This window comes from Planktothrix pseudagardhii, from assembly GCF_904830925.1.
Taxonomy (GTDB): Bacteria; Cyanobacteriota; Cyanobacteriia; order Cyanobacteriales; family Microcoleaceae; genus Planktothrix; species Planktothrix tepida.
Genome location: NZ_LR882967.1, coordinates 3,056,951 through 3,081,340, shown reverse-complemented (window position 1 = coordinate 3,081,340; position 24,390 = coordinate 3,056,951). Strand labels below are relative to the sequence as shown.

The 24,390-nt window shown below is 38.7% G+C and carries 21 protein-coding genes; 10 read left to right on the top strand and 11 right to left on the bottom strand.

Annotated elements, in window-relative coordinates:
- The first annotated feature begins 16 nt into the window (after positions 1-16).
- The 4 genes from NMK36_RS12995 to NMK36_RS28985 all read left to right on the top strand — a co-directional run bounded on the left by NMK36_RS12995 (position 17) and on the right by NMK36_RS28985 (position 2,975).
- Entirely contained in the window at positions 17-1,603 is a 1,587-nt protein-coding gene (locus NMK36_RS12995) for a helix-turn-helix domain-containing protein (protein WP_254173918.1), read from the top strand.
- Positions 1,604-1,979: 376 nt separating this feature from the next.
- Positions 1,980-2,306, top strand: a complete 327-nt coding sequence (locus tag NMK36_RS12990) for a hypothetical protein (protein WP_254173917.1) — start codon at positions 1,980-1,982, stop codon at positions 2,304-2,306.
- 127 nt (positions 2,307-2,433) lie between these two features.
- Complete coding sequence (locus NMK36_RS12985) at positions 2,434-2,637, top strand: hypothetical protein (RefSeq protein ID WP_254173916.1); 204 nt, start codon at positions 2,434-2,436, stop codon at positions 2,635-2,637.
- Positions 2,638-2,708: 71 nt separating this feature from the next.
- A complete protein-coding gene (locus tag NMK36_RS28985) occupies positions 2,709-2,975 on the top strand; it encodes a HEPN domain-containing protein (protein WP_367997183.1) in 267 nt (88 codons plus the stop codon).
- On the opposite strand, the gene tnpA is transcribed toward NMK36_RS28985, so the two are convergent.
- Positions 2,972-3,370, bottom strand: coding sequence for an IS200/IS605 family transposase (tnpA, locus tag NMK36_RS12980; protein WP_072717176.1), 399 nt, complete (start codon positions 3,368-3,370; stop codon positions 2,972-2,974). The genes NMK36_RS28985 and tnpA overlap by 4 nt on opposite strands.
- Before the next feature lie 44 nt (positions 3,371-3,414).
- Here tnpA and NMK36_RS12975 point away from each other — a divergent pair, with 44 nt between their 5' ends.
- The 4 genes from NMK36_RS12975 to NMK36_RS12960 all read left to right on the top strand — a co-directional run bounded on the left by NMK36_RS12975 (position 3,415) and on the right by NMK36_RS12960 (position 7,709).
- On the top strand, positions 3,415-4,575 hold the full coding sequence (locus tag NMK36_RS12975) for an RNA-guided endonuclease InsQ/TnpB family protein (protein WP_254173915.1): 1,161 nt from the start codon (positions 3,415-3,417) through the stop codon (positions 4,573-4,575).
- Positions 4,576-5,172: 597 nt separating this feature from the next.
- On the top strand, positions 5,173-6,900 hold the full coding sequence (ltrA, locus tag NMK36_RS12970) for a group II intron reverse transcriptase/maturase (protein ID WP_254173914.1): 1,728 nt from the start codon (positions 5,173-5,175) through the stop codon (positions 6,898-6,900).
- Positions 6,901-7,107: 207 nt separating this feature from the next.
- A complete protein-coding gene (locus tag NMK36_RS12965) occupies positions 7,108-7,305 on the top strand; it encodes a hypothetical protein (protein ID WP_254173913.1) in 198 nt (65 codons plus the stop codon).
- The gene (locus tag NMK36_RS12960) at positions 7,284-7,709 is read left to right on the top strand and encodes a hypothetical protein (RefSeq protein WP_254173912.1); all 426 of its coding nucleotides are present in this window, start codon (positions 7,284-7,286) and stop codon (positions 7,707-7,709) included. Before NMK36_RS12965 ends, NMK36_RS12960 begins: the two co-directional genes overlap by 22 nt.
- A gap of 96 nt (positions 7,710-7,805) precedes the next feature.
- Here NMK36_RS12960 and NMK36_RS12955 read toward each other — a convergent pair whose 3' ends face one another.
- The 6 genes from NMK36_RS12955 to NMK36_RS12930 form a co-directional block, all read right to left on the bottom strand.
- Positions 7,806-8,207 (bottom strand): rhodanese-like domain-containing protein, encoded by a 402-nt coding sequence (locus NMK36_RS12955; RefSeq protein WP_254173911.1) that lies wholly within the window; start codon positions 8,205-8,207, stop codon positions 7,806-7,808.
- A gap of 70 nt (positions 8,208-8,277) precedes the next feature.
- The gene (locus NMK36_RS12950) at positions 8,278-9,051 is read right to left on the bottom strand and encodes a sterol desaturase family protein (RefSeq protein WP_254173910.1); all 774 of its coding nucleotides are present in this window, start codon (positions 9,049-9,051) and stop codon (positions 8,278-8,280) included.
- A gap of 6 nt (positions 9,052-9,057) precedes the next feature.
- On the bottom strand, positions 9,058-9,666 hold the full coding sequence (locus NMK36_RS12945) for a type IV pilin-like G/H family protein (protein WP_254173909.1): 609 nt from the start codon (positions 9,664-9,666) through the stop codon (positions 9,058-9,060).
- A gap of 147 nt (positions 9,667-9,813) precedes the next feature.
- Positions 9,814-10,245: an NUDIX hydrolase gene (locus tag NMK36_RS12940; protein WP_254173908.1), complete on the bottom strand. Its 432-nt coding sequence runs from the start codon at positions 10,243-10,245 to the stop codon at positions 9,814-9,816.
- A 47-nt stretch (positions 10,246-10,292) separates the two neighbouring features.
- On the bottom strand, positions 10,293-15,143 hold the full coding sequence (locus tag NMK36_RS12935; RefSeq protein ID WP_254173907.1) for an nSTAND1 domain-containing NTPase: 4,851 nt from the start codon (positions 15,141-15,143) through the stop codon (positions 10,293-10,295).
- A gap of 302 nt (positions 15,144-15,445) precedes the next feature.
- Positions 15,446-15,631 (bottom strand): hypothetical protein, encoded by a 186-nt coding sequence (locus NMK36_RS12930; RefSeq protein ID WP_254173906.1) that lies wholly within the window; start codon positions 15,629-15,631, stop codon positions 15,446-15,448.
- Positions 15,632-16,277: 646 nt separating this feature from the next.
- On the opposite strand from NMK36_RS12930, the gene ltrA (NMK36_RS12925) reads away from it, so the two are divergent.
- The gene (gene ltrA / locus NMK36_RS12925; RefSeq protein WP_254173905.1) at positions 16,278-18,011 is read left to right on the top strand and encodes a group II intron reverse transcriptase/maturase; all 1,734 of its coding nucleotides are present in this window, start codon (positions 16,278-16,280) and stop codon (positions 18,009-18,011) included.
- On the opposite strand, the gene NMK36_RS12920 is transcribed toward ltrA (NMK36_RS12925), so the two are convergent.
- From NMK36_RS12920 to NMK36_RS12905, 4 genes are all read right to left on the bottom strand, one after another.
- The gene (locus NMK36_RS12920) at positions 18,008-19,276 is read right to left on the bottom strand and encodes a hypothetical protein (RefSeq protein WP_254173904.1); all 1,269 of its coding nucleotides are present in this window, start codon (positions 19,274-19,276) and stop codon (positions 18,008-18,010) included. The genes ltrA (NMK36_RS12925) and NMK36_RS12920 overlap by 4 nt on opposite strands.
- A gap of 130 nt (positions 19,277-19,406) precedes the next feature.
- Entirely contained in the window at positions 19,407-20,030 is a 624-nt protein-coding gene (locus tag NMK36_RS12915; RefSeq protein WP_254173903.1) for a cytochrome c oxidase subunit 3, read from the bottom strand.
- Positions 20,031-20,108: 78 nt separating this feature from the next.
- Complete coding sequence (gene ctaD / locus NMK36_RS12910) at positions 20,109-21,881, bottom strand: cytochrome c oxidase subunit I (RefSeq protein ID WP_254173902.1); 1,773 nt, start codon at positions 21,879-21,881, stop codon at positions 20,109-20,111.
- Positions 21,882-22,049: 168 nt separating this feature from the next.
- Positions 22,050-23,030, bottom strand: a complete 981-nt coding sequence (locus tag NMK36_RS12905; protein ID WP_254173901.1) for a cytochrome c oxidase subunit II — start codon at positions 23,028-23,030, stop codon at positions 22,050-22,052.
- A 360-nt stretch (positions 23,031-23,390) separates the two neighbouring features.
- Here NMK36_RS12905 and NMK36_RS12900 point away from each other — a divergent pair, with 360 nt between their 5' ends.
- Positions 23,391-24,329: a COX15/CtaA family protein gene (locus NMK36_RS12900; RefSeq protein ID WP_254173900.1), complete on the top strand. Its 939-nt coding sequence runs from the start codon at positions 23,391-23,393 to the stop codon at positions 24,327-24,329.
- The last annotated feature ends 61 nt before the right edge of the window (positions 24,330-24,390 follow it).

Sequence of the window (24,390 nt, the reverse complement as noted above, 5' to 3'; positions counted from 1 at the left end):
TATTTCAGATTGGTTTATGGCTTATAAAATCCCTGGTCATTGTCTGGCTTGTGATACCTGTCGCCCTGTTTGCCCAACCGGTGCAGTTAAAATCGAGGATAATCATTATTGGATCGATCCCGACCTTTGTAATAATTGCGAAGGCTATTATTCTGAACCTCAATGTTTAATGTTGTGTCCAATTTCTTGTCCTCTACCCTCTGAATCGAAAAAAGGGAGATATAAAGCAGAACTCAGACCAGTAACTAGCCCATCTTTATTTGCGAATGGGAAAAATCATCCGTTTGCCTCTTCCATGGTGATGTGGGAATTGTGTAACTTATTAACCCAGCGACAATCCTTGGATTGGAAATTTGATGAGGTTGGAGAGCCTTATTATGAACGACGAGTCAATGGCGGACGGGGAATGATTACCCTACGGATGAGTGATCATTCTATCGGAGAACTCGCACTGACTGGGATTCAATCTTTCGATATTCGAGCCGCTTGTATGCACTTAATTTATGCGGCTCATGCAACCGCGTTAGAAAAGCCTTGGGAAGAAGAATTTATCATTAGCGATCGCCAAATTGAAGAATATTTAGAGTTAGATAAACGGAAAGATCTCAGCAAAGCCACTAAACTTTCCCTGATTCGTAAAATTGCGGAACAACCTTGTTTTATTACCGGGTCTATTAACTGGCCAAAGCAAGGAAAAGTGAATAAATTTTTAATTGTCAATAGTCCCTTATGGCATCTCACTGAAGTTCAACATCATTTTCAAGAAGATGAGATGGGATGTAAATATTTAGTGGGTTTAACCTTCAAAATCAAAGCTGGAATTTGGGCAAAATATTTTTTAAACCAACAAGGTTGTAAAGAACAAACTGCCTTTTATCAATATGGCATTCTACCCCAATCCCTTTTAAGTATTGTGATGAGTATTTGGCAACAACATGAAGGGGCTGTTCGGATGATGCTGTGGCTGTTATTTAAAACCAAAATGGGCAAAGAACAACGGATTACTGTCCCCAAATTAATGCGAGTTGCTTACGGAGAAGAGAAATTAACCTTTGCTTCCCAAAGACGAGAAGAGCGCAAGCGGCTTTTACGAACCTTTGAAAGAGATTTAGAATGTTTAAATCATTATGGATTAAAACCCGTTTTTGATTCAGTGACTTATCCCCCTGAAATTCAACCGTTATGGGCAAAGTTAGGCGAACTTCCCGATGATGCTGATGCCGCCCTAGATTTTTGGATTCAGGATGGAAGTAATGAAACCCGAATTACTGATGCTAGTCCTCGCGGTAAATGGAATTTATTGATGAATGCCCGGATTTTATGGTTTGAACTTCCTGTAGATTGGGAACAACGAATGAAAACCCCAAAACAGCAACAACGAGGGACTCAGACGCGAAAAATTAAGTTAAAGCCGGAGTTGAATCTTTTACCTGAACAAATTGTTACGGCTCGTAAAAAACAAGGGATGAGTCAGAGGGAGTTGGCGAGAATGACAGGTAAGAGCCAAAGTTGGATTCGCGATTTAGAGAACGGTCGTTTATCCGCAAAATTTTCAGATCAAACCCTCTTACGAAAAGTATTAGGGTTAAACAAGAATCATTAAAGCGTTGATGGGATTGAAAGAGTATTCCATATTCTCTTTCTAAATTCCCTGAAACTCCTTTCTGGCTTCAAAATTCCCCTCTCCCTTCCCTGATCCAGAGAAGGTTTTTTTATTTGAACAAATAAAATTTAAACCCAGAAATTTTACGAAAAATAACGCTGACCGTAAAACCACTTGTTGAATTGTCACATCCGTTACATAATAGAATCCGTCTTTCCCCTTAATCGAGGACAGACTTTGGGGACGGGGAAATAACTGGAACAATCTCCCCGGTGAGAACCGACTTTAATAGAGATAGTAATGATATCAAGATCATTCTCATCCTACCCGCGCCCAAACCTTCCATCTAAATCATCAACCCAGAGGAGAGGTTGACATGAAAATTATTCAAGGATACAACCCATTACAACCTGTTTCCCTGACGAAAATCCGTAAAGTCAGTGGCGTAACTATTGTTGAAAAATCTGGTGATCATCTTTATATATTACCTGATGAAAATCATGCTAAACCTGTACCAGAGTTTAATAAAATTAGATCTTTTGATATTAGTGACTGGGCAGAAAAGGCAACGGATTTAGATGGATTCTACTTTATTAATGCCATTACTCAAACAGGAAACTATTTGGGATCAGAATGGAATGATATTATTTTAGGGCTAAAATTTAGAGGATTAGCAAGCTACGTTTCTGCGGAGCAATCCTAAAGAGACTGTTCATCCTTAAACTCTTCACCTCTCTGATTTTTAACTTTTTGCAGGTCATTTACATCAAAATCATCCTGATAGGGAGTCAGAGGGGTGTATTAATTAGTATTTGCTCAGAGGGGAAAGGATGAACAAGGTATCTTTAGGTACATCTACTGATATTCAGCGCATTGTTAACAAAATTTACGCCACAGGTCAAATTACTCGCGCTGACCAACAAGGTTTAATGGCTTTAATTTTCTCTGACCAAGTTTTAGGTTTAAAAGAATGTCAACAAATTAGTGAAATTATTAATCGGTTACATCGGGGATGGTTAAGAGTAGTTGATTAATATAGAAAACCGGGTTTCTCAATTTAGGAGTATAATTAACAGGATGCGTTCTTTGCAGGAAGGCTAATTTTTTGAATAGGCAGGATTTCCAGGACTTAGCAGAGACTCGACGTAAAGAAGCAAAAGTGCTATTGGACAACCATCAATATTCCGGGGCTTACTATCTAAGCGGTTATGTGATTGAATGTGCTTTAAAGGCTTGTATTGCAAAAAAAACTCGGAAATATGATTTTCCTGACCTGAAAAGTGTGAGGGAAATTTACAATAACCGTATTCAAAGCCCACGTCTTTCAAGCGTGGGATGTAGAATACCCGCCTTTAGGCGGAGTGAAGGCTAGTGAGAGTTTTGGTTAGCAATATACTTTTTGATAGTTTCACTAGAAACAGAACCAGCCGTCCCACAATAATAGCTTCGACTCCACAAAGAAGGTAGTTTAAGTAAATGAGGAAATTCTTTTCTTAATATTCTTGATGATGCCCCTTTGATTCTGAACATAATTTGATGTGGAGCAATCAAAGGGTGACAACTAATAAATAAATGCACATGATCAGGCATTATCTCCAGAGCTAGGACATCACATTCTAGCTCTTTTGCTTTTTGGTAGATAATTTCCTCTAATCTTCTGCTCACTCCGTTAACCAACACCCTTTTCCTCCTTTTTGGGCAAAAGACAAAATGATAGTTGATCAGACTAACTGATGTGTTTTTTCTTCTATATTGATTTTCTGTCATTGTCGATACACACGATTCATCAACCTTATGTTATCATGGATGACATGACAAAAATAACTCGGACGATTAAATTGAAATTCGTGGATCTCAACCGTTGTAAAGCTCAGGTGTTTGAGCAAATGACGGCAGAAAACACACGGGTTGCCAACAAGCTGTTGTCATTGCCGATTAAAGAACGGCGTAAAATGACAACAGCTAAAATTATGTCCGAGTTAAAATCTGCCCTTGTTAACCAAGTAATCCGACATACCACATCACCCACAGGTCGTAAAACCAAACAATATAAAGTTCTTCCTGTGGAAGTTAACAACCAAAACTGGAAGTTAACCCTAAAAGGGAATACTTATTCAATTAGTTTTCCAACCCTTAAAGGTGAAAAAAGAATTCCCATTGAAGTTGCATCTCCCCATTGGCAACCTGTTTTAGACGGATTGTTAGAGGGAACAATTCAAGGGGGTTCTTTTAAATTAATTAAACATCGAAATAAGTGGTATGCCTATCTGTCAATTACTGAGGATGTTCCAGAAGTTAAGACGGAGAAAAGATTAGGATGTGACCGAGGACAGAATAATTTAGCGGTAGTTGCACCTAAACAGGGTTTTGGTAAGTTCTTTAATGGTCAAAGCGTTAAGCATCGGAGACGTTATTTTCAACAACGAAGAAAACAACTTCAAGAAGCTAAAAAGTTTCGAGCATTAAAGAAATGGGACAAAAAAGAACGACGATGGATGGATGCAATCAATCATACAATCAGCCGTCGAATTGTTCGTTTTGCCGAATACCATAATGCTGATGTTGTTATTGAGGATTTAGAAGGATGTCGAAGCACAATGAAACAGAGCCAAAAATCTCGTTCTGATTCCGGTGAATCTCGACATAATTGGTCTTATTATTCTTTGGAACAGAAACTTAATTATAAGTTGGCTCTTAAAGGATTGAAATTAATTAAAAGACCTGCGCCATACACTTCCAAATCCTGTTCAACCTGTGGTTTTATTGGTAAAAGAAATCGACATGATTTCAATTGCCCTAATGGTCACTACCATAACTCTGATTTGAATGCTGCGAAAAACCTAGCTCAATGGGACGGTTTTTCTTGTCAGTTAGACCTACAGAGAGATGCTTCTGTAATGGATTCATCCGGTTTAACTGATGGGGTGCTTGGCACACCCCTGAACTCGGTGAATACAGTCAAACAAGAGTAGTGCGATTCGTTTAACCTAAAATAAGCCGAAAAGCTTATGGGACGGTTAACCCAGTAGTTAAGACTGGTGATAACTGATTACATTTATGGGTGAACTGCCGTGCGGTAAGTCCCATCCCTCAAGTGCTGAGGTGAAAGCATAACCCCTAGTTTGTGAGGGTAGCATCCAACAGGCTAAAGCGGGATTAAAAGGTAGAACTACTGGAAGCCAAATCTGGTAACTATCGAGCAAGAAGTCCATGTGTAGCGCAAGCAAAGATGTATCTGAACCATCGTCATTTGAAATGGTGTAATGGCTGAATCAAGATAAAACTTGATTAACACCAAGCCAAAAGGCAAGGCTAGGGCATAAGCGATTTACTCTTCGACTTATTAGCACCGCCCAATAAACCCGGTGGAAAGCATCACGCTAAAGACTTCAAACAAATATGTAATCGGAACGAAGTAACCCCCATATATCTCTGGAGAGGTCGAAATCCAGTAAGTAGCTAACGAATGATAGGTAGGGGAGGGATGGTATCAAAAGCGAATGCCCTTGGTAATGCAAGGGATATGCTGACAGATACTCGGTAATTCCAAAGAAATAGAACAAGTAGCAATGAATATATCTAAAACGCTGAATAAAAATCAGACGGTGGAGTGGAAAGACCTTAACTGGCGCAAGCTAGAACGGGTGACTTTTAAGTTGCAAAAGAGAATATTTCAAGCGAGTGAACGAGGCGATGTTAAAGCAGTTCGCAAACTTCAGAAGACCCTGATTAATTCCTGGTCGGCAAAATGTATTGCAACACGTCGGGTAACACAAGATAATCAAGGTAAAAATACCGCAGGTGTGGATGGAGTTAAATCTCTGACCCCAAAGCAACGAATGAACCTTGTAGGACGATTAAAGTTAACAGGTAAGGTTAAGCCTACTCGTAGAGTAAGGATTCCCAAACCTGGTACAACAGAAACCCGTCCATTAGGAATACCCACAATAGACGATAGAGCATTACAAGCGTTAGTCAAACTAGCATTAGAACCAGAATGGGAGGCACAATTTGAGCCAAACAGTTATGGTTTTAGACCAGGACGTTCCTGTCATGATGCAATCGAAGCAATATTTAACAATATCAGATATAAAGCTAAATATATACTGGATGCTGATATTGCTAAATGCTTTGACCGTATTAACCATAAAGCATTACTCTCAAAAATACATACTTACCCAAACTTAAACCGACAAATTAAAGCTTGGCTCAAAGCAGGGTATATGGACGGAAAGAAAATCTTTCCAACAAATGAAGGTACACCACAAGGGGGGATTATCTCACCCTTGCTTGCGAATATTGCCTTACATGGAATGGAAGAAAGAGTAATGCAATATGCAGAAACTCTACAAGGGAGAAAAAGGGATAACCGTTACGCCCTTAGCCTCATCCGGTACGCTGATGACTTTGTAATAATCCACGAGGATTTGAACATCATCAAAAGAGTTCAAGAGATAATTGCTGAATGGTTAAATGATATGGGACTGGAATTAAAACCTAATAAAACAAAATTAACCCACACCCTTAATAAAATAGAAGGAAATGTTGGGTTTGAGTTTTTAGGGTTCCATATACAACAGTACAAAGTAGGTAACTACCGAAGCGCAAAAAAAACGAATGGAACACCACTAGGTTTTAAGACATTAATCACACCCTCAAAAACCAAAATCAAAACTCACCTCGTCAAAATAGCTGAAATAATAGATACCCATAAAACCTCGCTTCAAGCTGCTTTAATTAGTAAGCTGAATCCAATTATAAGAGGCTGGTCAAACTATTACTCAACGGTAGTCAGTAAAGAAACCTTTAACAAGGTTGACTATCTAACTTATGACAAGTTGAGAGCCTGGGCAAGAACGAGGGGAAAAGGGAACATCAATAAAAACAAATACTGGCGAACAGTAGGCGACATAAATTGGTGTTTCAGTACAGAAAATGGATTAGAATTACTCACCCATGCTAGTACACCAATCGTCAGGCATACAAAGGTTAAAGGCAAGGCTAGTCCGTTTGATGGAAACTGGATTTATTGGAGTAAACGACGAGGTGAATATCCTGAGACTCCTAACAGGGTTTCCCAATTAATTAAGAAACAAAAGGGTATTTGTCCTCACTGTGGTTTGTATTTTACAAGTACAGACATTGTAGAAGTTGACCATATCAAACCCAAATCGTTAGGTGGAAAAGATACTTACGATAATCTGCAACTTTTACACAAACATTGTCACGACACAAAAACGGCTAGTGATGGTTCCTTAACTAAAACTGTTGAGAATTATGACAATCAACCGTTTTGAATCGTACCTATAACAAAGGTGGAATTATCAAGGAGCCGTGTGAGGTGAAAGTCTCATGCACGGTTCTGAAGGAGAGGTAGGAGTGGTAACGCTCCTATCGACTCTAACTATTCAACTGTCTCTGTTTGACTGGACTAGATACGAGAATCCCACCCCTTTAGCGTAGCGCAGGGGTGGGAGTGTCAAACACATGATTTAGAAAAGCTTGTGGAAGTTGCTGGTCTTAAGCTCGAATTAAAATCTCTCCTAAATGATCCAGATTTTTCATTTCAATGGTTAATAGTTAAAGACTGGTCAGAAACAAGCCGTTATCAAACACATGACCAAGAAAAAGCTCACCTGATTTACTCAGCAATTACCGATACCAATCACGGAGTTTTAAAATGGCTACAGCAACATTGGTAAATCAAGAGATAGAAGAAGGTCAAAGATTAATAGATGCTCTCAATACCGCAGGTGTATCAGTTCACTCGGCTTTGTGGCTGTATTCGTCAGAATCGGAAACATGGCGTCTGATGCTTGCTTTACCTCTCTATGATGACGAAGGGCTACTTAAAACTTACAAGAAGATCCTATCAGTTTTTCGCCAAGTCAAACCTGATTTAAAAATTGATTGGACAGGGATTGTAGCTGTTAGTCCTAACGATGAATTAATTCAAGGCTTAAGTCAAGAGCAACAACATTGGAATATCAACTTATCAGGGAGACGGATGACCAATAATATAGTTAATAGAATGTTGATTGAAGATGCTTATATTTATCACATTGGTCTGAATTTACAATTGGGAATTTTACCTCAAGAACAATAAAAGGTTCCTAATATTCCCTAAGCGTGGGGTGGGTGATACTAGAAATCCTGTGATTTTGAATGTTAAATTATAGGTTATTACCTGTTCTACAACTCATTAGAGTTTAAACTGTTTACGCCAAGCGGTCATTCCTCCTTGCAAAACCATTAAATTTAATCCGGTTTTTTCTAATTTCTGATAGGCTTTGATGGAACGGGGGCCTAATTGACAATAGAGAATTAAAGTGGGTTTATCGACATGAGAAACGCTATAAGTTTTAGCAATTTCTTGGATTTTTTCAATTCCTTTTCCCTGTTCGATTTCAGTGATCGGAACTAAGATACTATTAGGAATATGATCTTCTTCATATTCTTCAGGCGACCGCACATCAATAAAAATCACAGATTTCAAATCTTTTTTGCTCAGTTCTTCTACCGTTACTTCAGGGGTATTAAAACTTTTTACAAACGTCACAACATCTAAATGGTTCATTTTAGCAATCAACGTTAATGAAATCATACCTGCTCCTAAAATTATTAATGTTAGAACAAAAGGATAAAGCCAGCGTTTATTCGTCTTAATGTTAAAGTCAGGATTCATTGTCATGTCTCCGAAACGGATAAATTAACTGTCCTAAATATCCCCTAGGAATTGATTGTTTAATTCCATAGGAATTAGGAATTTTAGATTGAGAAAAATACAGAGTTCCAAATAACCAGTCAATTAGGGGTAATTGAGCCGCTAAATTTCTGGTTTCCATTTTGTATTCTTGAATATGATGCCAATGATGAAATTGAGGAGTTGCAATTACCCATTTTAGTCCTGCAATTTTTAAGCGGATATTGGCATGAATATAAAATGCAATTATCGCAGAAAATAAAGCATAAATTCCCCAAGTTTCAGCACTAAACCCTAAAATAGCTAAAGGAATCACTTGAAAAAATTTGGTAAATATTTGATCTACTGGATGGACTCGCACCGTTGCTAACCAGTCAATGGATTCAATACTATGATGCACAGCATGGAATTTCCACAATTCAGGAACCGTATGTAACAATCGGTGAGCAAAATAATACCCTAAATCTGCAATCACAATTGCTTCTATCAGTTGGAATAAAATGGGTTGAGCCGAAATTATATCTTGCCATTTGAGATGTAAGAAAGGACTGACTAAAATAGTTGCTATTCCTAAGCTCAAAGACAATCCTACTTTTCCCACAAAATGACCAATAAAAAAATAGGTGAGATCCGTTAACCAACCCAGTCTAAAAATTCGTTGACGGTGCAAATAAAACAACTGTTCTAGGGGGATAAAAATCAGACCCAGAATCAGTAACCCCTTTAAAAGCTCAAGGATTAACATAAAGCTTTATTTATTAATATTAACTGAAGGTTCAACACAGGTAGGAATCCCATTTTTTAAGATCGGTTCTGGGACAAGTTGACGTTCACTGCGAGGAACTCGACAAATAATTGATTGGGTTGTCCCTAAATCAGAATGATTGGTTTTGGAAGGAGGAGAAATTAAAAAAACAGCACCTATGTAGCCACTGATACCTTTCGCTTCAGGAAGAGGTTGAGCATAACTAAAGGCTGCATTCTGGGTGGTGTGAACTGAATATTGATAGTAATTTGTTTGGGTTTTAATGCCTATTCCCAAAGGCTGAATCTGATTAGAAAAGCGACTATTTTCGATAAAAAAAGCTTGTTGTCCCTTATTAATAGAACTCAAATATTGTTTAGCTTCGCTGCTTTTAGCTGTATTGGCACAATTGCTAACGGGTGTTATCATCACCGCCAAGGTAATTAAGGCTAAAATTGCTAAAATTCCCATCAATGGACAAAAGACAAGCCATTTCATCAAAAATAAGACAAACTTTAGAGTTTTTTGACGGGATGTTACAGTTGAATTTTCTAGTATTTTTTCTTCAGAAGTGGTTAAGGGTTCAGATTTAGAGGGTTTGGATTTAAGTTGCATCGTTTCGTCTCCCTTAATAGTCTATTTCGTGTTGACTCTAGCAAATGGTCAGGGAAATTTTGACAATCTCTGCAACTTGTTACAAAACTTTACATTTCAACTTTAAATATTAGATAATTACGATTTACCTTGTTAATACCGTAATCCTCAATCACAATATTGTAAAAATTGTTTAGGAAATAAAACTAATTTTCCTGACTTAAAATCTTCTAAGGAAACCCATAATGCTTTTTTCGAGCGTTTCTTTTCCACAAATTCTAGTTCTTCCAGTTGATAAAATTTGATATCAACAAAATCACATCTATACAGTTGAATTAATTCATGTTGAATCTTTTTATCATAAACAAAAATATTTTCTAAACATCCTAAATAATGAATATTCGTTAATTCCGCTTGAATTTCTTCTTGAAATTCTCGTTTTAAGGCATTAAAGCTCAATTCTCCAAAATCAACCCCTCCTCCTAATGCTCGATAGAAGGTTTGTTTTTTAATGGGATCATAGCCTTGGGAAACAAAAATGCGATCGCCATTTTGAATCAATCCTAGTGCTAAAACTCGAATTTTACTTGATTTAGACATAGCGGAAGAAAGAGTTTACTCAAAAATAGCCGATAACATCCATTTTTTCAAGGAGAACTCTTAAAGTCATCACAAATATTTTTATTTTTACCACTAATATTAGGGTTAGTTTCTAAATAATCTTTAAGCTGAATACAAGCCTGAGTTAGCAAGCTATCAGTGTCTTGATTGATTTGATTAGTATCAATTTTCCAAATACTAATTCGACTAGGTTCGGATTTCTGAAGTCCTACTAATGTTTGACCATCCGGGCTAAAATTAACGGATAAAATAGGTTCTAAACTTGGCTTTAAAGTCGTAATTAAACTTCCATTAACATCCCAAAGCTTAATTGTACCATCTGCACTAGCAGAAGCTAAAATTTTACTATTAGGACTAAAATTAACTTCATAAATTGCTTTCCAATGTTTTCCTAAAACAACAGAAGTTTGTAAAGGTTTCCACGCCGAATTTTGCTTTTTCCAAATGGCAATCGATTCTCCATCTTTAGAGGCTGCAATCCATTGACCATCGGGACTAAAACTCACAGAATTAAATCGAATTTGTGCGCCTGTTAACGGCGGAATCAAATTTTTATGATTAACATCCCATAATTTCACGGTTTTATCTTCACTGGCTGAAGCCAAAATTTGACTATCGGGACTAAAACTTAAGTCATTAATTGCGCCTTGATGACCTTTAAACGTTTGTTTTAAAGTTCCGTGAATATCCCAAATCTTAATACTCTGGTCATCACTAGCCGTTGCAATTAACTGACTATCAGGACTAAAAACCACACTCCAAACCGGGGACTCGTGAGGGAGAGTTATAAATTTTTCACTATCTACGCTCCAAATTCTAACCGTTTTATCTTGACTAGCGGATGCAATGCTTTTACCATCAGGACTAAAACTAACATTATTAACAGTATCCTGATGACCCCTGAATATTTTTTGTACCTCCCCATTTAAAGTCCATAAAACAACAACATCATCTTTGGTATTGTCTTTTATGCGTAAATCTCGACCCGGAGAAGCCACTAAATTACTATTTTGACGGGAAAAACTACTGCTATAGATTTTATAGTCCTTCAATTGAATAATTTTAGGTAATGTTTTTAAATCCCAGATTCTGACAGTACCATCTTTACTGGCAGAAAATAACCTTTCTTCCTGCTTAGAAAAACTGACTTGATTAATACTATCCTTGTGTCCTTGAAGGGTAGAAATCAATGAGCCTTCTTTTGTCCAAATTTTAATCATTTCATCGGTACTTCCCGTTGCAATTAAACGACTATCTTGACTAAAAGCCACACTATTAACAGCCTGTTGATGTCCTTCTAAAGTTCTAATTAATTGACCGTCACGATTCCATAATTTCACGGTTTTATCATCACTCGCAGATGCCATAATTTGACTATCTGGACTAAAACTAATACTCCAAATTGATTTAGAATGAGCCTTAATGGTTTTAATCAGTTTCCCCTGACGAGTCCAGAGATTAATGATACCATCTTCACTCGATGAAGCAATCTCTTGACCATCGGGACTAAAAACAACACTAAGAACAGGCTTTTGATGTCCTTTTAAGGTTTGAATGAGGCGACCATCTAAACTCCATATTTTAACCGTTTTATCTTTACTTGCAGAAGCAATCTCTTGACCATCGGGACTAAAACTAACCCATTTGACTTCATCAGTATGTCCTTGTAATGTTCTAATTAAAATTCCATTTTTTGTCCATAGTTTTATGGTATTATCCTTACTGGCAGAGGCAATGATTTGGCTATTGGGACTAAAGGTAACAAACCAAACAGATTTTTGATGTCCTTCTAAAGTTTTGATACATTTCCCTTTAGGAGTCCATATTTTAATAGTTTTATCATCACTCGCAGACGCAATCAATTGATTATCAGGGCTAATACTAACACTTAAGACACTATTTTTTTGGTGTCCATCTAAAATATTTTGTTCTTGAATGACTTGAACAGCAAGACTTAATTTACTCTGGGTTTCTTGTTCAATGGCAGATTTAGGCCTTTGAGGGGATAAAAGCTTTCCTGCGGTGACTAAAGTTAATAAGGCTTCAAGCTGGTTATTTTCGGTTGTTAAAGCCGTATATTTAGTATTTTCTAACGCTAAATTAACTTGTTTATTTTTGCCTTCAGAAATTCTCCAAAATCCTAATGCGAGAGTAAATAAAAGTGCCATGCCACTGCCAATAATAATTGAACGAATAAACAATTGCCAAAGTTCTTTATTTTTGGCTTCCGCTTGTTTGCGTTTTTTCCGCTCTATATCTAATTCTTCTAAAATAACTAAACTGCGATTTTGACGAATTAAACTGACTAAATAATCATGTACCAGTTGATATCGTTCAGCAGGAATTTCTGGTAAAATAAAGACTAAACCTGACAAAACAAAAATCTTGAGAACCGTATCTAAGTTTTCATTAATATTTTCAAAATGGTTTGCCAGTTCTTTAATTTCTCTGACTAAATCTGCACGGGTTTTTAAAGGACGAGTATTATTTTCATCGGTTAATAAATAAAGCACTAACTCAGCTAAACTTTTATTGGTTGAACCACAATCTCGAATCACCTCATCTAAATAATCTTCAACTAGCTTTTGTTTTCGTCCTGCTTGTTGATATTGCTTTAAGGTGGTAATTCTTTGCGCTTGAAGTTGAGAACCTACCACTTGTAATTCTATGGGTCGAATATCTCCTGAGTCTTCCGCTAAATCTTCTACTAATTCCTCAATTAATGCAGATTCGAGGACAAATTGTGTTCTTTCGGTTAAACTTTGAATCACAGATTTTGCTTCTTCCCGTGTAAAATTACCAATATAAGCCAGAATATTTCGATCTAAAATATTATTTCCAATAATTTCTAAATATCCTTGACGAGTACATTCTAATAAATATTGGATATAGTCTTCCCGCAAAGATAAAACAACTTTAACATAAGGAATATCTAAACACTCTTTAATAAATTGGTAACAGCTTTGTCGTTGTTGTTGATCTTTACAAGCAAAGAAGAATTCCTCAAACTGATCAAAAATAATGACTACCCAAAAGTTTTGATTAACTAAACTTCTAATTTGTTCCAATATTACGGCTTGACTATTCAGTTCTGAGGAATCTAAGTCAATATTTTTAACCTCTCTAATGCCTTTGGTGAAAGCACGAGAAAAGTCTTGATTCAAATTAGTATAAACTTGCAGTAAAACCGGAATAAAACGACGAGTATCCAAAGATGCTTTCCGCAACTCTGGAATAAAACCGGCTTGTAAAATTGAACTTTTACCCACTCCAGACTGTCCATAAATCACCGTTAGTTTACAATCATTTCGGCTAATCCGTTCATATAACCAATTCACAACTGATAAACGACCCGATGCGGTAATTTCAGGATTAATAATTTTTTCGTTTTTCATAGGGGGTAAACCAGGATTACTAATGGTTTGAATATGTCCAAGTCGTCCGGCTCCAATAAAGGCTCTTAATCTGAATTGTTGCTCAATTTCCCGACGTTTTTGTTTAATTTCATAGGCTTTTAAATATTCCCTTTTTTCAAAATAAAAATCATGTAATAGTTGTAAAATCTGAATATAAAGGTCGGGGTCATATTGGGGTTTGGTTCGAGCTTGAGCTTTTTCTAGGATTTTAATGGCATCTTGAGATTGCTTTAATTTTTGATTGGCTTGCGCTAGAGCAACCAAATACCATCCCTGATGATAGGAGGTTTCCCAATCTAAAATCAACTGTTCATCCGAGGTTTTAGGATGATAATTAGAGGCGGTTTGAACCAATAAATTTTGTGCTTTCTCAGCTAAATTTTTAGCTTCCTGCCAACAACTTTTAGCGAGATATACTTCTGCTAAAAAATGATATCCTCGCGCTTCTCGAAAAGGATAAGTATAGATGCGGTTATAATAAATAGATTCTTTGGCTACGGTTTCTAATTCTTGCCATTTTTTTAATCCAAATAATACATCCGCTAAAGCATTAATAAATTTAGCCACTAAATCCCAACGATTTGCCCGTTTAAAGGTTTGAATAGATTGAGTATAATAAGAATTAGCTTGCTCATAAGCATATTCTTTTTCGGCTCGATGTAAAATGCCATAGCTGTGCCACCAAAAGCCAATATAAAATAATAATTGACCATAGCGAATTAAATTATTAGTTTGTTGCCAAAGTTCTAAACTTCGTTCATAATGTTTGAAGGCGACTTGATCAGAATGCTCAGAAACTCGACCCAATACAAATTCTAAACTCGCTTCTAATTCAATATTTAAAGGTTCTCCCCGTTTCTGTAATTCTTGATAAGCGGCTTCTAATTCAAATCTTAATGGAGAACCCAACTCTAAATTAAAATAAGAATTATTTAAAAAAATACCCGCACCACTATCTAACACTTTAGCAGAAACTTGATCTGCGGTTTCTTGAATAAAATTTAATAAATCTTCTGTACTAATTTCAAACTTAAGTGCTGTTGACCAACTATAAAAATCAGGAGCTAACCGAATTAAAGCGTGTAACAGAGAATCCGTTACCCAAAATACTAAAGGACAGCGAAACCGACGACGAAATTCCTCCCGCATTTGGTTCATAATTTTAATCAGCAGATCTAATTGTTCGTTAGATTCTAAACCGGATATCATTAAACCTTGAGGTGGTATTGGTTCTGCGTCAATGACTTGTACTAGAGCGTTATAAACATTAATAACCTCGGAATCTAAAACCACAGATTTAATTAAGTTAGGATGTTGATGTTGCAATTGTTTAATAATTCTTTCTTTAACAATCCCATGATTGCAGTGAGCTAAAATCACAGAAAAATTATCATTAAATCTTTCAAAAATACGATTTAAAGTTTTAAAAGAATTTTGATTTATTTGTTGTATTTCTTTCATAAATTTTGGGTTTTTTTCTTCCTAATTATGATCATGACTATACTCAGTCTTTAAATAGGGAAGTTTAAGTTCTGTAAATGACCTAACCCTTTTCTTGTAGATCCTTACACCCTAAAATTATTGATTCTTTTAGGTTTATTTATCCCTATTTACTGAGTACAGCGATTGATTCTTCAAGTCAGGAACTGAAATGCACCCAAAATTACAATCCCAGTTTGTTCATAAATGCAGTGGTCTTGATTGTTCTATTCTAACGGGTGAGGGGAAATAATGACATCTCCTTTAACTCCCGATGGGTTTGATTAGAGTGCATCTAATTCTTCTGTAATAACACGACGCATAATTTCTGTGACTTCTGCGGCCATCCGAGCATCTAACTGCAATGCTTCTGGGGTACAATCATTAAAATTAGCTACGGGGTGCGAGACGTTCCTGCCAAAGTTTAGGTTTAAACACCGAAACGTAAGCAGGGAGATAGGTTCAGACAATTGGTAATTGATGCTAAATCAATAGTAAATCCAATTAAATCTATCTTAACTTTGAAAATGTGACCTTAAAGGAAGGTCAATCTCGGAGTCAATGGTGCGGCTTTCCGAATAATAAAGTACGGTAGCCTATTCCAAAGAGATTCGGCAATTCCCACAGTGTCAGACTGATTATCAAAACACTGAAGCTGGGAGTAACGGGAAAACGGATTTAAGTCAAAATCTAAGAATTTCTCTAGCCAATTGCCCAAGAATAACGAAAGTAAACATCCGGCTTGAACTGTCGTAAAAATTAAGTAGCGAAATTGACTTGATTACGCTGCGTTCAAAAGAACAAGGGGAAAAGGTAGGGGGCTCAACAAACCCTCTATAAAAGGTAAGGTTAATTCCGTATAACACTTACTTAGACTCCCAAAAGTACCCCGGCAGATAGGATGATTCTAAAGGCAATAAACCCATTTTCAAGGAACGTTAAAACCCCTCATATACTCCTACAGTGGTCGAATACTGTTAGGTAGCCACAAATCTATGGCGGATGTTGTGAGGGTGAGAGATGGAGTCAGAAGCTAAAGCCTAGATGTAATATTTAGGATACGCTGATAGATTCCGGTTTAGTTGTTAGGTAAGGTTTCAATTAGCAGTAAAAACGGTGAAAACGAGTATAACCAAGACTACGGAAGCATGGAATTCTATCAATTGGGCGAAAGTCCAACGGGTAGTATTTAAGCTGCAAAAGAGAATTTACCAAGCATCATTATCGGGACAAAATGCGAAAGCTCGAAAGCTCCAAAAACTTCTAGTTAAGTCATATTACGCCAAACTCTTAGCAATCAGAAGGGTTACTCAAGATAATCAGGGCAAGAAAACAGCCGGGGTTGATGGCATTAAATCCATCACACCCAAGCAACGACTAGAACTTGCTCAAAACCTGAGTAAATACCAAAAGGCGAAACCACTCCGAAGAAAATGGATACCCAAACCTAACGGAGAAAAACGTCCTTTAGGAATCCCAACTCTACAAGATAGAGTCAGGCAAGCCTTGGTGAAATCTGCATTAGAACCTCAATGGGAAGCCAGATTCGAGGGTGAAAGTTACGGGTTTAGACCCGGACGTTCAGCCCATGACGCAATGTCACGAATCTTCCAAAGCATCAACAAAGGTGAATATTACATCTTAGATGCTGACATCTCAAAGTGTTTTGACCAGATTAATCATGATTACCTACTGTCCAAAATTGATTGTCCATCAATAATAAAAGCTCAAATCAGACAATGGTTAAAAGCTGGAGTAATGGACAATGGCATATTTGAAGCAACAGAGGCAGGCACTCCGCAGGGGGGGGTCATCAGTCCTTTACTTGCTAACATCGCACTGGATGGAATGATTGAGTTAATTAAACACAAATTCCCTAAAAAGAATAACCGCGTTCAAGCTCAAGTCATCAGATATGCCGATGATTTCGTGGTGATAAGTCCACAATTAGAAATCATACAACAGTGCCAAATTGCTATCGAAGAATGGTTAAAACCCATCGGGTTAGAACTGAAACCAACTAAAACCCGAATCTGTCACACACTGAGAGAAATCGAAGTAAAAGACGAAAAGGTACAACCAGGATTCGATTTTCTAGGTTGGAATTTCCGACAATATCCAGTTGGTAAACACCATTGTGGTACAACAGGAGGAAACACCAAACAATTAGGATTTAAAACCCTAATTAAACCTAGTAAAAAGGCAATTAAAGCTCACGCGGATAAAGTGAAAGAAGTGATTAAAACCCACAAAACTGCACCTCAATACGCATTAATCAAACGCCTAAATCCAGTCATAAGAGGATGGTGTAACTACCATTCCAAAGCTGTTTCCAAAGAAACATTTTCCTTTTTAGACCATAATACATGGCTGAGATTAAGAGCATGGACAGTTAGCCGATGTGGTAAAGCAGGTTACAAAAATCTGAAACATTATTTCAAAAAGAACGGTAATAGAACATGGAATTTTGAAACCCAAAAAGGTTACAGATTACTTACCCATGCAGAAACACCTATTACTCGTCATGTAACTGTAAGACCTGAAGCATCACCGTATGACGGAAACTGGATGTATTGGAGTACAAGAAAAGGAACATCTTATGATGTCCCAAAACGAGTAGCAATTTTGCTCAAAAAGCAAAAAGGCAAATGCAATTTCTGTGGACAATATTTTACCCCAGAAGATATTGCAGAGATCGACCATATCATCCCCACGTCACTAGGCGGTAAAGATGAATATAAAAATCTGCAATTATTACATCGCCATTGTCACGATACTAAAACGGCAACCGATGGGTCGTACAACCCAAAAGAAACCGGATGTTCTGATGATAACAGACAATTAGACTAGGAGCCGTGTGCGATGAAAGTCGCAAGCACGGTTCTGAATGGGAGTTGGGGGTTGTAAAGCCCCCCTCGACCCCTAATAATTACCCCTCTTAAGGTGAGTGCTAAAGTCCGAAATTGAGCCGATTTTCCGTTCCCCAAAGCTAACGGGTCAATAAACTGTACAAATGCCATATAACAAGCTTCTACAGTTTGCCGAGTTTCACTATTTCCATAACCCATTTTAGAAAGAATAACTGGAGCAGTAATCGCTTCTTGAATTCCCAAGGTTTCTAACGCAACATCTACATAACGAGCCGTATCTTGACCCATGGCTAAAATCAAAGAATTTAATGTTTTTTGTTGCAGGTTGGGAAGTTGACATTCCGCAGGAAGATAAGCGTGCCACCCTATCAAAGAAATCAAACGAGTCAAATCATAAGCTGAAACAAAATTGTCCCCTTTAGGACTGTCTGTAACGGCTTTAATGAGTGTGTTTTGAGTAACCCGATCAAAAATGATAGGGTTTTGAATTGCAGGTTGTTCTCCATAATCTCCTTGAAATTTTAAAGTGGAATTTCCTGTAAGTTTTTGAAACCAGGCTTCTAAATTAGAACGGGTTTCAAACCGTTTAAAGAGGGCTGCTAAGGAGTTAGACGTTGCCAAGTTTTCTTGATAGCTGACAATATCTTGAATAGCTAAATCCAGGGGAAATTTAACCGTTATATTTTTGGCATCTTTCACATCTAACTTTTTAATATCCCCTTGAGGAAAGAGTTGATCAATTTTACTTAAAGTATTCACAACCGGAATAATTTTAGTAGAACTCCAAAATTGTACGGTTTTAAGCGGATTTCTCCCCATCCAAATCGTCTTGAGTTCTCCAGCTTCAAATTTTCCTAAACTAATACAAGCTTCTTCAATTTGAGGATGGAGAAAATCTAAACCTTGTTCATCAATATAAGGAATTTTACCTAAAACGGGATAGGAGGTATATTGTAAGGGTTTTCGTGTTAAAGATTGAGGATAATTTGGAATACTATTTTTATATTTAGATTGTTCAATTCCCCGATCTAAAAAAGCAAGTTTATCGGCATTTGCTCCAACTTTTTGTTCAATTTGAAGAAAATTATCAAAGACTTGTTTTCTATTGTTAGCTTGTTCTAAATGATCGTTATTCATCAATGATGTTTCCTTAGTTAGTTTTAGAGTAGTTGTCAGAACTCTGAGAATATAACCATGATGAACCGTTAACGCTTCAACATCCCGTTCACAAAGTTCACCTTTCACAATATCCAGATTATCCTTTTCTGTTTCTCAGGTTTCAGGGAATTAATCTTGATCATATTCATCCCTACCCCAAATTGACAATAAAAAAACCCCGGAGGGGGTTTGAGGATAATGTTGATTTGATGAAGATTTACAACAAATACAACAAAATAAACAGAATAATCCAAACCACATCAACAAAGTGCCAATATAATTCCGCCGCTTCCGGGCCAAAATGGGATTGTTTGCTGTAATGAGTGGCTTTGCGTCCCCGCCAAAGAACGGCTAAAATTAACAAGACTCCAAAGGTGACGTGCAACCCGTGAAACCCGGTTAACACATAGAAAGAACTGGCGTATAAATTGGTGGTTAATCCAAAACCTAACTGACTGTATTCATAGGCTTGGCCTGCTAAAAAGGTTAACCCCATAATCGCCGTAGCAATAAACCAATTCCGTAACCCCGCAACATCATTTTTCTTAATAGCGGCAGTTCCTTGGTTCATAACAAAACTACTCGAAATCAGAACCACCGTGTTAATCGCTGGAAGCAATAATTCTCGTTCAGTGCCTTCCGGGGGCCAAACGGGAGACATGGCTCGATAAATTAGATAAGCAGAGAATAAGCCTAAAAAGATCATACTCTCTGCAATCAGGAAGACAACAACCCCTAACATTCGTAAATCGGGGTGTTCTTCGTGTTCATGTCCAGAGGCGGTGGCCTCCTGTTCGTATCCAAGAACGGTTTGAGACTCGTTAATTGCTGAACCTTGCATGAATTGACTTAATAAGAGGGAACAGGGAACAGGGAACAGGGAACAGGGAAGAAATTGATTCCGAGTTCCCGATGTTGTTTAATGACTGGGATCGTTGATGTCTTTTTCGGGTTCAACAACCGTTGTTGAACGGTTGTCTGTAAATACTGTAGAAGATTTGGCTTGAGACAGGGGAACACCGACTTCTTTGGGACGGCTTCCGGTCATTTGTTTTAACCGTTGACGAATGGCTAGGGTTTTGCGACTTCCGTAGTCATAGGGCCCGGTTTTGAGAACGGGAGTCACGAGGAAGTTTTCTATTGGGGGAGGAGAAGATGTCATCCATTCTAGGGTTAAAGCTTCCCAAGGATTATCAGGCGCTTTAGGCCCTTTGAACCAACTCCAAGCCGCATTAATCAGGAAGGGGATAGTCGAAACAGCCAGAATATAACTCCCCAGGGTACAAACTTGATTCAGTGTTGTAAATTGGGGGTCATACATGGCCACCCGACGGGGCATTCCTTGTAATCCTAAAGCGTGCATGGGCATAAAAGTTAAATTCGTACCCACGAACGTGAGAACAAAGTGAACAATTCCCCAAGGTTCGTTCATCATCCGTCCCGTCATTTTCGGGAACCAATGATAAATCGCGGCAAACACCCCAAACACGGCTCCCCCAAACAGAACATAGTGGAAGTGCGCCACGATGAAATAGGTATCGTGAACATGAATATCAAAGGGAACCGAAGCCACCATAATTCCGGTGACACCGCCCATCACAAAGGTGGAAATAAACCCCATCGCAAACAGCATGGCGCTATTCAGACGCAGTTTACCCCCCCAAATCGTCGCTAACCAGCCAAACACTTTGATTCCAGTGGGGACAGCAATGATCATGGTGGTGATCATAAAGAACATCCGTAACCAACCCGGAGTTCCACTGGTAAACATATGGTGCGCCCAAACAATTAAGCCTAAAAAACTAATAGCTAAACTGGAATAGGCGATCGCTTGATACCCAAAAATGGGTTTACGAGCATGAACAGGCAGAACATCAGAAATCACCCCAAAAAAGGGCAAGACCATGATGTACACCGCCGGATGGGAATAAAACCAAAATAAGTGCTGATAAACAACGGGATCACCGCCGCCTGTGGGGTTAAAGAAACTGGTTCCGGCGAGTAAATCAAAAGACAGCAAAATTAACGCCGCAGCGAGTACCGGAGTTGATAGAAGAATTAAAGCAGAGGTGGCGATCATTGCCCAACACAATAGAGGCATATCGTTGAGCCCCATAGTTGGAATTCGCATTTTAAAAATCGTCACCGCGAAATTTAATCCCCCCAAAATCGAAGAAGTTCCCAACAATAAAACGCTGAGAATCCAAATTTCTTCCCCAACTTTACCCGACAATAAACTCAGAGGCGGATAGGATGTCCAGCCTGCTTTGGGAGATTCAAATAAGAAACTTGCCAATAACAAAGTACCGCCGGGAGGAATTAACCAAAAGGCAACAGCGTTTAACCGGGGAAACGCCATGTCTTTAGCCCCAATCATTAAGGGGATCAAATAGTTGGCTAATCCTGCACCCGCCGGAACGATCCACAAAAAGATCATTACGGTTCCGTGTACCGTAAATAAGCTGTTGTAGAGTTCAGGACTGACAAAATCAGGATCGGGAGTTGCTAGTTCCGTGCGAACCGCCGTTGCTAAAGCACCCCCAACTAAATAAAAGAAAAATGCCGTCACGAGATATTGAATCCCGATGACTTTGTGATCGTGACTAAAACCAAAAAAATCTTGCCAACGTCGTTCCTGCTCATGATGAGGTTTCGGAACATTAGCCGTGAGATCTAGTTGTGCTTGTGCCATTTTATCAGTTATCAGTTATCAGTTATCAGTGTAAGAGTTAAGAGTCTCAATCAGTTATCAGTGTTAGAGCCATCAGTCTAATCAATAAAATCAAGATTTTGTTGATTAAAACTGAGTGTAACGACTGATTACTGATTACGGGCGAGGGAACCCCGCCCCTACTCCTGATTACTGATGATGAATTTGACCGATTACATCAGAATTGATGCCCATTTCATCGGCGTAGGGTGCTAGAAATTCACCATCGGGTAATTCTGCGGGATTGACAGCAACGGCTTGTTGTAGGTTGGTTGCACTGGCGACAGCATTTTCAGCGACCCAAGCGGCATAATCTTCCGGGGTATCGACAATCATTTGCGATCGCATCGCCCCATGATAACCGCCACACAACTCCGCACAGACAACGGGATAGGTTCCGACCTTAGTGGGTGTAAATCGCAGTTCTGTGATCCGACCGGGGATTGTATCTTGCTTTAAGCGCAATTGCGGAATCCAAAAGGCATGGATTACATCTTGGGCGGTCATGTTTAACTGCACTTCTTGACCCACAGGTACATGAAGTTCCCCAGAGGTAATACCTGTCTCTTTGTAGTTAAAAATCCAGGCAAACTGCAACCCGGTAACATCCACATTAACAGCGGCGACTTTCCCTTCTTTATCGGGAGATGCCCCAATTCCCAAGGCGATTTGGGTAAATTCTGGGGGTTGTTGATCGTCGATTAATGGGGCTGCCATCGCCGATCCATTCATTTTGCTGTGGGCGTGCATAGAATGTTGGGACATCGCCATCGGATCAAGGCCACCCATGTTGTTATAGATTTCAAAACTATAAATACCAATCCCCAACACCACAACCGCCGGGATCGCTGTCCAGACAATTTCTAGGGGAATATTGCCGTGAATGGGTGCAGCATCGGTGGTGTCATCTTTTTGGCGACGAAATTTAATTAAAGAAACCAGCAGCACGCCTTCAACGAGAAGCACTAACCCAAAGCTGATGGTCATCATCAGGTCAAATAATCCATCGACTTCAGCCGCTTCTGCGGAGGCTGCAACCGGTAATAAATTATGGTTTTGACCATACCAGAGACTAACGAGAGTAATCCCGATCCCCACCAGCAAAGTCAAAATTGAACTTGGAATGATCACGCCTAGTCCTCCTTATTAAGCATTTCCAACACAGAGATCGGATAGGAAGATGCTGTCATTTACACGCTTGTTTAATCTTAGTAGGTGGTTGAGAAACCTGAACACCAGGGTTTATTTTCTGTCTAAAACCCTCCTTCTACCGTAAAGCACATCACAAATCCCTAGAAGGATAGGAAGTCAGATTCACAGATTTTCTTAAGAATTTGGTGAATAGCCAACAGTCAATGGTTAACCGACACCCCTAAAATCAGAAAACTTTCTAAAAGTCTGTTCATCTAGGGATTGCATCGTTAACTTAGATAGGTAGAATCAACCATCATGTTTTAATAATTGCAATCTCAAGTTAAATGGGTAGAACTCATGGCCAATACTGTCCTTAACAATGCCAGTTTATCAACTGTAGAGACGCAACAGAGCGGATCTCTGCCGCAGGATATAATCCGGCGTTTACTTTGGAAACTGAGTATTGCCACGTTACTGCTAATGGCGGTTGGGAGTGCCACGCGAGTCATGAATGCTGGGCTGGCTTGTCCTGACTGGCCGTTGTGTTATGGGGAGTTTGTCCCCGCAGCCCAGATGAATTTTCAAGTCTTCTTGGAGTGGTTTCATCGTCTTGATGCTGCTGGCATTGGACTGGGTACAATCGCCCTTGTGGGGTTATCCGGGTGGTACAGACGGGAGTTACCTTCATGGTTGCCTTGGGCTTCCCTGTTTGCCTTAGCGTTAATTGTATTTCAAGGGGTTTTAGGCGGACTCACGGTGACAGAATTGTTGCGTTTTGATATTGTTACCGCCCATTTAGGAACCGCCTTATTGTTTTTCTCAACCTTGCTCGTTATCGGTTGTCTTCTCTTACCCTATCAAGGTACGGGTAATGTTGGAAAGCTAACCGGGATCAGTATGACCGCAGCAATTTTAGTTTACTTCCAAAGTATTTTAGGGGCGTTAGTCGGTTCTCAATGGGCTTTACATCAATGTTTGGGGTCTTCTCAACCGTGTACCGTGATGAATAGCCATATTATTGGGGTGGTTCCTCCTACCCTAGCCACATTAACTCTAGTTATTTTCGCTTGGCGGACATCTGCCTTGCATCCCCTACTCAGAAAATTAGCCAATATGGCAGGAGCTTGTTTAGTGGCTCAAATTCTTTTAGGGGTGGCAACGTTTTACTTGCGTTTACAAGTAGAACCCCTCACGGTTGCCCATCAAGCAATGGGAGCTACACTCCTCGGAACTCTCATCTGTTTTAGCACTCTAGCCCTACGGGATCAACAATTATCAGTTATCAGTCAACAGTAATCAGTGAGCAGTTTTTAGTTAAAAGTGATTAGTTAAGAGTGAGTTAGTTAAGCGTTATTCG